Source organism: Neisseria sp. HMSC03D10, assembly GCF_001807625.1.
In the GTDB taxonomy this organism is placed as follows: Bacteria; Pseudomonadota; Gammaproteobacteria; order Burkholderiales; family Neisseriaceae; genus Neisseria; species Neisseria mucosa.
In genome coordinates this window covers 3,095-13,211 of the sequence record NZ_KV789515.1, presented here as the reverse complement: position 1 = coordinate 13,211, position 10,117 = coordinate 3,095, and the positions used below count along the sequence as shown (strand labels likewise).

General features: G+C 51.8%; 10 protein-coding genes. 7 read left to right on the top strand and 3 right to left on the bottom strand.

The features are described from left to right. Positions 1 to 633 precede the first annotated feature (633 nt). From HMPREF3066_RS03590 to corA, 3 genes are all read right to left on the bottom strand, one after another. Positions 634 to 1,002, bottom strand: a complete 369-nt coding sequence (locus HMPREF3066_RS03590) for a DUF5339 family protein (RefSeq protein WP_070440500.1) — start codon at positions 1,000 to 1,002, stop codon at positions 634 to 636. A gap of 341 nt (positions 1,003 to 1,343) precedes the next feature. After that, positions 1,344 to 1,826: an acyl-CoA thioesterase gene (locus HMPREF3066_RS03585; RefSeq protein ID WP_070440498.1), complete on the bottom strand. Its 483-nt coding sequence runs from the start codon at positions 1,824 to 1,826 to the stop codon at positions 1,344 to 1,346. Positions 1,827 to 1,955: 129 nt separating this feature from the next. Beyond that, the gene (corA, locus tag HMPREF3066_RS03580; protein WP_472684730.1) at positions 1,956 to 3,032 is read right to left on the bottom strand and encodes a magnesium/cobalt transporter CorA; all 1,077 of its coding nucleotides are present in this window, start codon (positions 3,030 to 3,032) and stop codon (positions 1,956 to 1,958) included. A 216-nt stretch (positions 3,033 to 3,248) separates the two neighbouring features. Here corA and HMPREF3066_RS03575 point away from each other — a divergent pair, with 216 nt between their 5' ends. The 7 genes from HMPREF3066_RS03575 to hemE all read left to right on the top strand — a co-directional run bounded on the left by HMPREF3066_RS03575 (position 3,249) and on the right by hemE (position 9,976). After that, positions 3,249 to 3,644 (top strand): hypothetical protein, encoded by a 396-nt coding sequence (locus HMPREF3066_RS03575; RefSeq protein ID WP_039409989.1) that lies wholly within the window; start codon positions 3,249 to 3,251, stop codon positions 3,642 to 3,644. Between the two features lie 145 nt (positions 3,645 to 3,789). Next, positions 3,790 to 4,749, top strand: coding sequence for a DnaJ C-terminal domain-containing protein (locus tag HMPREF3066_RS03570; protein WP_045072512.1), 960 nt, complete (start codon positions 3,790 to 3,792; stop codon positions 4,747 to 4,749). 15 nt (positions 4,750 to 4,764) lie between these two features. Beyond that, positions 4,765 to 5,061, top strand: coding sequence for a chaperone modulator CbpM (locus HMPREF3066_RS03565; RefSeq protein WP_070440494.1), 297 nt, complete (start codon positions 4,765 to 4,767; stop codon positions 5,059 to 5,061). 280 nt (positions 5,062 to 5,341) lie between these two features. Beyond that, positions 5,342 to 6,073: a uroporphyrinogen-III synthase gene (locus HMPREF3066_RS03560; RefSeq protein ID WP_070440492.1), complete on the top strand. Its 732-nt coding sequence runs from the start codon at positions 5,342 to 5,344 to the stop codon at positions 6,071 to 6,073. Continuing rightward, positions 6,060 to 7,574, top strand: a complete 1,515-nt coding sequence (locus tag HMPREF3066_RS03555) for a uroporphyrinogen-III C-methyltransferase (protein ID WP_070440490.1) — start codon at positions 6,060 to 6,062, stop codon at positions 7,572 to 7,574. The genes HMPREF3066_RS03560 and HMPREF3066_RS03555 overlap by 14 nt, the downstream gene beginning before the upstream one ends. Beyond that, entirely contained in the window at positions 7,571 to 8,794 is a 1,224-nt protein-coding gene (locus tag HMPREF3066_RS03550; protein ID WP_070440489.1) for a heme biosynthesis protein HemY, read from the top strand. Before HMPREF3066_RS03555 ends, HMPREF3066_RS03550 begins: the two co-directional genes overlap by 4 nt. Before the next feature lie 120 nt (positions 8,795 to 8,914). Next, entirely contained in the window at positions 8,915 to 9,976 is a 1,062-nt protein-coding gene (hemE, locus tag HMPREF3066_RS03545) for a uroporphyrinogen decarboxylase (RefSeq protein ID WP_070440486.1), read from the top strand. Positions 9,977 to 10,117 lie beyond the last annotated feature (141 nt).

Here is a 10,117-nt window from a genome sequence, read left to right as displayed (position 1 = left end):
GGTAGAAATCCCGAATAAGCGGTTCAAAACGTCGGATACTTGTATCCGACAAAATCTTTAACACTCCCGTCATTGCAATCCATTGCAGCAATGCCCAAAATGTCGGATTCGAGAATCCGACCTACGCCTGAGGTCGTTGCAATAATAAGTTGAGACCTTTTTGCATTTTCAGCGCAGGAGTTTTGGAGACGGGTTGCGTTGAAACAACCGTAGCGTGGGCTCTGCCCACGGGTTGTTTTTGTAAAGCTAAGGTCGTCTGAAAGCCTGTGTACAGGTTTCAGACGACTTTTCATATTTTCGCGGGCATAGCCCACGCTACAAATTGAAAATTGCTAGGAATATCGTTCTTTTCGATTGTGTTTCCATTGATGTAGCGCAGCAAGCCATAGCCTGCATCTCCAAAATCGTGTACGTGGCTAAGCCACAAGCTACCTGCGGGCGGCGCAAACTTTAAAACAGATGGGTATTGTGTGTGCGGTATACATGCACGTGGCCATCTAAATTGGTGGTTTGCTGTTTGGAATTTTCGGGCGACCTTTGAGGTCGTCTGAAAGCAAATTGCAGATTGGAAGGCATAAATAAAAACGGATTCTGAGTAGTCGGAATCCGTTTTCGCTATTAAGATGTCTCGTATTATTTAGCTTCTTCTTTAGCTGCCTCAGCCTCATCTTTGGCTTCTTCCGCAGTGTCTTTCGCTTCTTCAGCAGCTTCTTTTGCTTCTTCGGCTTTATCTTCAGGAGAAGCGGCAGGGGTATCGCCTTTCAATCCATCCAAAGCTGCTTTACAGGTAGCGTCTCTTTGGTCGGCAGGCATATCTTTTAAGGCTGCTTTAGTTTGCTCAAATGATTTTTGCATCAGGTCTTTTGTGCCTGCATCAACACCTTTAGTAATGTCGGCAAAGGCTTTTTCGTATTCGTCGCAAACAGCAGAAGAAGAGCTGCCTCCACATGCGGACAAGGACAGTGCGGTTAGCAGAGTTGCCAATAAAACTGATGTTTTCATGAGTCTCTCTTTTGAATTTTGGTTAAAAGAAACGATATATTAAATTATTTGAGTAGTGTGTCAAGTATAGTTATTCTTTTTTTTTAAAATCATGTAATTAAATATATTTTTGGCATATAAAAAAAGGGATTTTATTTAATAAATACCGTTATTAAATAGTGTTTCTTAATTGAATTTATACGAAAAAATCTAAAATTATTTAAATAGCAACTTTGTTTTATTTGGCGTTTTAATGGTTACATTATTTTTCTTGTTCAATAATGAAAGAAAAGGTCGTCTGAAAACCTGAAACTTGGTTTTCAGACGACCTTTGTCTTGTAATCCGTTTTATCCGTCCGTTTTCAGCATCCGCAAGAAGTTTCGTCCGATGCTTGGAGGCTCAAGGCTTTGCGTTTTTTGGCTTTTTCATAGCGGCAGCGTTGGCGCTCGGTGGTAATTTCCAACGGCGGGACGGGAACAGGTTTGCCGTCTTCAACCGCGACCATGGTGAAGTAGCAGCTGTTGGTATGGCGCACTTCGCCGGTGCGGATGTTTTGCGCTTCAACACGGATGCCGATTTCCATGGAAGTTCTGCCCGTGTAGTTGACGCTGGCGTAGAAGGTTACCAAGTCGCCGACGTGTATCGGCTCTTTAAACAAGACTTTATCGACAGACAGGGTAACGCAATAATTACCGCTGTAACGGCTGGCGCAGGAATAAGCGACTTGGTCGAGCAGGCGCAAAAGTTCGCCGCCGTGAACGTTGCCGCTGAAATTGGCGGTGTCCGGCATCATCAGCTCGGACATGATGAGTTCGTGTGAAGGGAGTTGGCGGGCTTGTTCCATGATGTTCCTCTTTTTGAAATAAATGTTTGTGTTGAAACGGGCGGTCTGAGAGTAGTTTGAATGGTTTCAGACGACCTTAACGAGTGTATTTAATATATGAACATACGGCAATTGGATTTTTTTATGGGTTTATAACCATTTTCTGCGCGAGAAGAAAATCAGCAGCCCGACGATGATACACAACATCAAACCCAAGACCATAAAATAGCCGTAATGCCAATGCAGCTCGGGCATATTGTCAAAGTTCATGCCGTAGATGCCGGTGATGACGGTCAGCGGCATGAAGATGATGGTGATGACGGTTAGGACGCGCATTTGCTGGTTCATGCGGTTGGACTGGAAGGAAAGGTAGATGTCCATCATGCTCAACACCATGTCGCGCGAGGCGTCGAGCGATTCGAGAAGCTGCATGTTGTGGTCGTACACGTCGCGCAGATAGACGGTGGACTCGCCTTCGAAAATGGCAAAATCGCCGCGCACGGCAAGCTGATAGAACACGTCGCGCAAAGGTAAGAGCGTGCGGCGCAGGCGGACGGCATCGCGCTTGAGGCGGTGGATTTTGCCGAGGATGTCGCTGTTTTCATCTTTAAACAGGGATTTGTCTATGGCTTCGACACGGTTGTTGTACTCTTCCAAAACGATGAAATAGTCGTCCACAATGCGGTCGAGCAGGCAATAGGCGAGGAAGGCGGTATTTTTGCCGAGGATGCCGCGCGGGTTTTCGCTCATTTGGCGGCGCAGCTGGCTGAACAGCCCCAGCGGTTTTTGCTGGAACGACAACACGAAATCCTTGCCGATAATCAGATACACTTGGTCGGAATTCAGTTTGCCGGCGGCGGTGTAGTGGTAAACCTGCGCGGCGATAAACAGATAATTGTCGTAGTCTTCGATTTTGGGGCGTTGTTTACGGCTGAGGATGTCTTCGATGACCAGCTCGTGGATGCCGTAAGGCTCCAGCGTGTGTTTGAGCAGCGCGGCGTCGTTGATGCCGACGAAATGCAGCCAGTTGGTCTGCCCCGCTTGCGGACGGGCGATGTCGGGCAGTTTTTTACCCGCGAGATAATCGTGCTGGGCAAACGTATCGGCGGAATAAAGCGTCTGGTGGATGGCGGAACGCGGCGCGTTGTCGGTATTGCTGCGCGGGACGGTTTGGTCTTGCGGGATTTCTGCGGGTATTGTCTCGGGAGCGGGTGGTGTGTTCATCATGATTGAAAAGGTATGTTTGAAGGTCGTCTGAAAACGGAATGTTTTTTCAGACGACCTTGGTTTTAAATTATTAGCATTGTAACAGAGTAGGGCAGGCACCGAGGTCGTCTGAAAAGTGAAAGGCGGCGCATATTCAAAGTATGTTGTTTCGGGTATAGTGTCGTCTGTTGGTACACGGTTGTTTCCTTTGCGGGAAAAGTTTTTGGAGCTGTAAGAATGTTTAAACGTCCTGAAGAAATCATTGTTTTGGTGCTGGCTGTTTTATGGGTGGTCTTGACGTATTTTTTGGCCGCATATTGCGGGGCGGATGCTTATACGGTGATATTGATCACGGGGCTGACTTTGGTTTGGGCGGCGGTATGTTTCCGCTTTTGGCAGAAAGGCTGGGAACGCAATATTTGGCCTGTTTTTTTGGGATGCCTTGTCGTTTGCTGGTGGCCGATGTTGGATTGGCTCGCCGTCAAAGATATTGTTGTGCCGAATTCTGAGACGGGTGCGATTGTAGTTGCGAAACCTTGGTACGCAGGCTGGATTTTCAAGTCTTTTCTGGCTTTGCTGCCTGTCGTTGCCGGATATGCATTTAAATGGAAAAAATCGCGTAATGTCCAATAATTCGGTTGGTCAAGCATCAAATCATCTGTCAAAACGCCGTTTGCCGAAACGGCGTTTTTTATTTCCGTCGGGCTTGATTTTAGAGCGATTGCCCTTAACTATAAATCCAATAAAAATTTTGGGTATTATTAATCAAAGGAATAACATGGCAGAAAAAAATTATTATGAAATATTGGGCGTCGCTAAAGATGCGGATGAAGCCGCTATTAAAAAAGCCTACCGTAAGCTGGTGCGCAAATACCATCCTGATGTGAGCAAAGAGCCGGATGCCGTTGAGCGTACGGCGGAAATCAACCGTGCTTACGAGACGCTTTCCGACAAGGAGAAACGTGCCGAGTATGATGAAATGTTGGCAAACCCTTATGGCCGCAACGCAGGGGGTAATCCGTTCGGACAAGGCGGAAACCCGTTCGGCAACGGTTTCGACGGCGGAGGTTTCCGTTATGAGTATCGGGAAGGGGAACCGTTCGGCGCGGGCGACTTTAATTTTGAAGACTTGTTTTCATCGTTCCGCCACGCCGGCTCCCGACCCGAGCAGCCGCGCGGCCCTGTCAAGGGAGAAGACCAACACGCCGAATTGAGCATTGATATTTACGCAGCCTATACCGGTGCGGAACGCAGTCTGACTTTGAATGTGCCGACTTTGGACGAATATGGCCGTATGGCTTATCAAAGCAAAACCCTCAACGTCAAAATTCCCAAAGGCATCGCCGAAGGCCAGCAAATCCGTCTGGCAGGGCAGGGGCTGCCGGGCAGCAACGGCGGAGCGAACGGGGATTTGTACTTGAAAATCAAGTTCCACGACCGGCCGGACTTGTACGTCAAAAACAGAAAAGACGTATATCAGACGATAGATGTCAAACCGTGGGAGGCGGTATTGGGCGGCAAAATCATCGTTCCTACCGCATCCGGCCGCTTACAGGTCAATCTGCCTGCCAACACTCAGAGCGGCAAAACCATCCGCCTTAAAGGCAAGGGCATTCCGGCGAAAGAGGCGGGAGACCTATACTTGAATATCCGCATCAATGTCCCTGTTGCAGAAAGTGAAGCCGACCGTGCCGCATGGGAGAAACTGGCAGAACATTTCGCTGCGAAACACGCATGAAAGAAAGGATAAACCATGACGCAATCCACCGACATCACATTGACTTTTGAAGAAATCATTGCTGTCAGCCATTGCCGCCGCGATTGGCTGTTGGAACTCATCGAGGAAGACATCATCAGCATAGGCGGCAAGCCCGAACAAACTACGTTCAGCGGTTTCCACCTTGCACGTATCCGCCGCGCACAGCGTTTGAGCCGTGATTTTGAAGCCGGCATCCCGGCGTTGGGCTTGATTATGCGGCTTTTGGACGAAGTGGAAGAGTTGCGGAAAGCGCAGCGGCCGTCGCTATTGCTGGAAGAGGAAGGACAATAAGGGCGTTGTTATGTGTGAAGAAGGTCGTCTGAAAACGAAACAGGTTTTCAGACGACCTTTTAAGTATATATGGTCAGATAACAAGGGTTTGGGACAAATCGAAATATAGCTTGGGCTTTATCTGAAAACTCCCAATACAATCAGCATCGACGTTGTACCGTCTGTTTATTTGCTGGATTTGCTGGATTCCCGCCTATGTCGGCATTGCGGTTTTATATTTACTTTTTCCCATATTTTTTGTACAACTTGGGTTTAACCTTATTTAAAGAGGTCGTCTGAAATGCCTGTCATGCTGATTGTCCGTCCGTCCGCGCGTGCGGGAGATGATGTGCGCACCTGTTCGCAGGCAGGGTGGCGCGCGCGGGTGTTGAGTCCGGTTGAAATCGAGCCGGACGAAGCAGCATTGCGCGGTTTGAAAGAACAGTTTTCCCGCACGGATGCGGTGTTTTGGGTCAGTCCGACGGCGGTTGAAACCGCTGCGCCGTATGTGGATTTTTCAGACGACCTAAAGGTTCAGGTGGCGGTCGGGCAGGCAAGCGGTCGGACTTTGCAACGCTGCGGCGCGAAAAATGTGTCTGTGCCGCAAGAAGGCAACGACAGCGAGGCGGTGTTGCGGCTGCCGGTTTGGGATACGCTGCCGCAGGGCGCACGCGTATTGATTGTGCGCGGACGCGGCGGGCGCGATTTTTTGGCGGAGTCGTTAAAGAAAAAAGGCTTTGCAGTGGAAATCGCGGAAGTGTATCTCAGACGACCTAATGAATTGAATTGGCAGGATTTTGATGCCGAATCCATTGATGCCGCCTTTATCGCTTCGGGCGAACTGGTGCGCGGGCTGTTTGCTCAGGTTCCGCCGCAATTTTCCCGATTCTTCGAATCCTTGTTATACTTCACCCATCATCCGCGCATAGCCGACGCGCTTCGCGAGGCGGGTGCGCGCCACATACGGGTCGTCGCTTCTCTGAAAGCGGCACTTTCATCATTTCCTAAGGAGCAAACCGATGAGCCGGTCTGAAGACAATCCATCCGAAGCAAACAAAGCCGGTCGGCCGATTATCGTCGACAGTCAGGGCAACGCGGGGTCGTCTGAAACAGCGGCTCCGAAAAAGGCCAAGCAGCCTAAAACCTCCGAATACGCAGGAACACACATGTCTGAATCTAAAAATCTTCCTCAAAACCAACCCGCCCCCGTCATCATCAAACAATCCGGCGGCAGAGGGCTGGCGGTAGGCGCGCTGGTGCTGGCGCTGCTGGGTTTGGGCGCAAGTGGCTTTTTGTTTGTGCAAGGACAAAACGTCTTGAAAAACCAAGAGCTTTCGTTTAACCAAAAGCTCGATAAAGCCGCCTTGGGCGAATCTGAAAACGCTTTACTCCTGAAAGACCATCTAAACCGCCAAACCGCCATCCAAGCCGAATTGGAGCGCTTGGGCAAAGCCCAAATGGCAAACAGCGAACAAATTCTGTTAACGCAAAAAGCGTATCAGGAGCTGACCAAAGGGCGCGTCAACTGGCTGGTTGACGAAGCGGAAACCATGTTGAACCTCGCCTCGCAGCAACTGCTGCTGTCGGGCAACGTACAAGGCGCGGCGGCGGTGTTGGAACACATCGACGGCCGCCTGAGCCGTTTCGACCAGCCCGAGCTGCTGCCCATCAAACAAGCCGTCAGCCATGATTTGGCGGCATTGAAAAACCGTCCGTATGTCGATATTTCCGGCACGGCGCTGCGCCTCGACCGTTTGGAAACCGCCGTTTCCGGCCTGCCGCTGGTGTTGGACGGCGTATTGCAGCCGGGCGAGCAGGCGCAAAGCAACGGCGCGTCTTCAGGCTCTTGGTGGCAAAATACTTGGGATAAATCTTTGGTTGCACTGAAAGGGCTGGTGGAAGTCCGCCGACTCGACAATAAAGATGCGATGCTGCTGTCGCCCGAACAGGCGTATTTCGTCCGCGAAAACCTGCGCCTGCGCCTTTTGGATGCGCGTACCGCGCTGATGCAGCACAACGGCGAAGTTTATCAAAGCGATTTGAACTACGTTGAAGCGGCGGTCAGACAATACTTTGATGGCAAATCGCCCGCAACACAGGCATGGCTGAAAGAGTTGTCTGAATTGAAAGCGCTCGATGTGCGCATGATTTCAGACGACAGCTTGAAGGCCAGCCTCAGCGCGATCCGCGCCTATCAAGACGGTACGCGTACTCCGGTCGCGCTGCCCGAACCCGTAACGACCGCCGCGTCCGCGCCCCTGCCCTCCGCCGCGTCCGAAGCTGCCGCTCCTCAAACCGCCTCGCAGGTAAATGAAACTGCTTCCGCACCGAAAACCGCACCGGCTCCAAGGGCTCCCCATCCTGCCAAAGCAAGACCCGCCCCTGCCGCCCAAACAGACGCGAAGCCTTTAGAAGCTCCGGCGCTGCCTTCCGAGGCCAAACCGCAAAACATTTCCAAGCCGGAAAAGAAAGCGGCTCCTGAGAAACAAAGCCATCCTGCCGCCGATGCTGAGACCAAAGGAGGCCGTGCATGAAAGCCGTCGTCTGGATTGTCGTTTTATTTGCTGCCGCAGTCGGTATCGTCCTAACTTCCGGTATTTACACGGGTAATGTCTATATCGTCGTCGGACAGGTCATGATGCGGGTCAACCTGCACGCCTTTATCTTAGGGCTGGTCCTGTTTGTCGTTACCCTGTATTTCCTAATCAAATTCATCGTCGGCCTGATGAACATCCCCGCCCGTATGCAGCGTTTCGGCACGGCGCGCAAAGGCCGTCAGGCAGCCGTCGCTTTGAACAGCGCAGGTTTGGCGTTTTTTGAAGGCCGCTTTGAAAAAGCGGAGCAGGAAGCCGCCAAAGTATTGGAAAACAAAGAAGCCGGCGACAACCGCAACCTCGCGTTGATGCTGGGCGCGCACGCCGCCGACCAAATGGAAAACTTCGAACTGCGCGACCACTACCTGAAAGACATTGAAAAACTGCCGAACAAACAGCAGCTTTCCCGCTATCTGTTGTTGGCAGAGTCCGCACTCGGCCGCCGCGATTATCCGACTGCCCTGGAAAATCTGAACGCTGCCGCGCGCATCCATCCCACCCTGTCCCGCCTCGCCCGCCTGCAACTGCGTTATGCCTTTGACCACGGCGATGCAGAAGATGTGTTGGCGAAATCCGAAAAACTGATGAAAGTCGGCGCGATTAACGATTTTGAAGCGGAGCAATACCAAAGCTGGGCATACCGTCGCCTGTTGGCTGAAGCATCAGACGCAGCCGGTCTGAAAACCTGTCTGAAGCGCATTCCCGAAGCACTCAAGGCGGACGAATTGTGTGTCGCCATTGCCGAAAAATACGAGCGTCTCGGACTCTATACCGAAGCCGTCAAATGGGTGCGCCAATACTACCCGCAAAACCGCCGCCCCGAACTTTTGGAAGCCTTCGTCGAAAGCGTCCGCTTCTTCAACGAACGCGGCCAGCAAAAAGCCATCGACCTTGCCGATTCTTGGCTGAAAGACAAACCCGACGATGCGCCGCTCTTGATGTACCTCGGACAGCTTGCCTACGGCCGCAGCCTGTGGGGCAAGGCGCAAAGTTACCTCGAAGCCAGCATCGCCCTGCAACCGAGCATCGCCGCCCGCCTCATGCTGGCGCGCGTACTCGACGAAACCGGACAACCGCAAAAGGCTCAGGAACAGCGGAAATTGGTTTTGGAAGCCGTCTCCGATGACGAACGCCACGCAGCGTTGGAGCAGCATAGCTGAGTTTGGGAAATATCTTTATCTATCCACCTTTTCAGACGACCTTTTATTGCGGAAACCGCCGCAAAGGTCGTCTGAAAACCGTTTTCCTTCCCCGTTTTACAAACAAACCGAAAGCCCCATATGACCTCTTTGAAAAACGACACCTTCCTCCGCGCCCTGCTCAAACAGCCCGTCGAATACACGCCGATTTGGATGATGCGTCAGGCGGGGCGTTATCTGCCCGAATACAAAGCCACGCGCGCGAAAGCGGGCAGTTTCCTCGATTTGTGTAAAAACACCGAATTGGCGACCGAAGTGACCATCCAGCCCTTAGACCGCTTCGATTTGGATGCGGCGATTCTGTTCTCCGACATCCTGACCGTCCCCGACGCAATGGGCTTGGGTCTGTATTTTGCCGAAGGCGAAGGCCCGAAATTCGAACGCGCCTTGCAACACGAAGCCGACATTGCCAAGCTGCAAGTTCCCGATATGGAAAAACTGCAATACGTCTTTGACGCCGTCGGCTCCATCCGCAAAGCATTGGACGGCCGCGTACCGCTCATCGGCTTCTCCGGCAGCCCGTTCACGCTCGCCTGCTATATGGTCGAAGGCGGCAGCAGCAAAGAATTCCGCACCATCAAAACCATGATGTACTCGCGCCCCGATTTGCTGCACAAAATCCTCGACACCAACGCCCAAGCCGTTACCGCCTACCTCAACGCCCAAATCGACGCGGGTGCGCAGGCCGTGCAGATTTTCGACACTTGGGGCGGTGTCCTGAGCGATGCGGCGTTTAAAGAATTCAGCCTCAAATACATCCGCCAAATCGTTGCCGGATTGAAACGCGAAAGCGAAGGCAGACGCGTTCCCGTTATCGTGTTTGCCAAAGGCGGCGGGCTGTGGCTGGAGGGCATGGCGGAAATCGGCGCAGACGCATTGGGCTTGGACTGGACGTGCAACATCGGCGAAGCACGCCGCCGCGTCGGCGACCAAGTCGCCCTGCAAGGCAACTTCGACCCGTTTGCCCTCTTTGGCACGCCCGAATCCATCCGCACCGAAGTCGCGCGCATCCTTGCCGACTACGGACACGGCAGCGGCCATGTCTTCAACCTCGGACACGGCATCAACCAACACGCCGACCCCGAACACGCCAAAATCTTAGTCGATACCGTACACGAACTGTCGCGCCAATATCACGCTTGATTGAGCGTGTAACGTAAAAGGTCGTCTGAAAAATCGCCATACTCGTTTTTCAGACGACCTTTGTATATACTCATCATCTGAACCTTACCGCCTCAAACCAGTCAGACTCAAAAATATAGTGGATTAACTTTAAACCAGTAC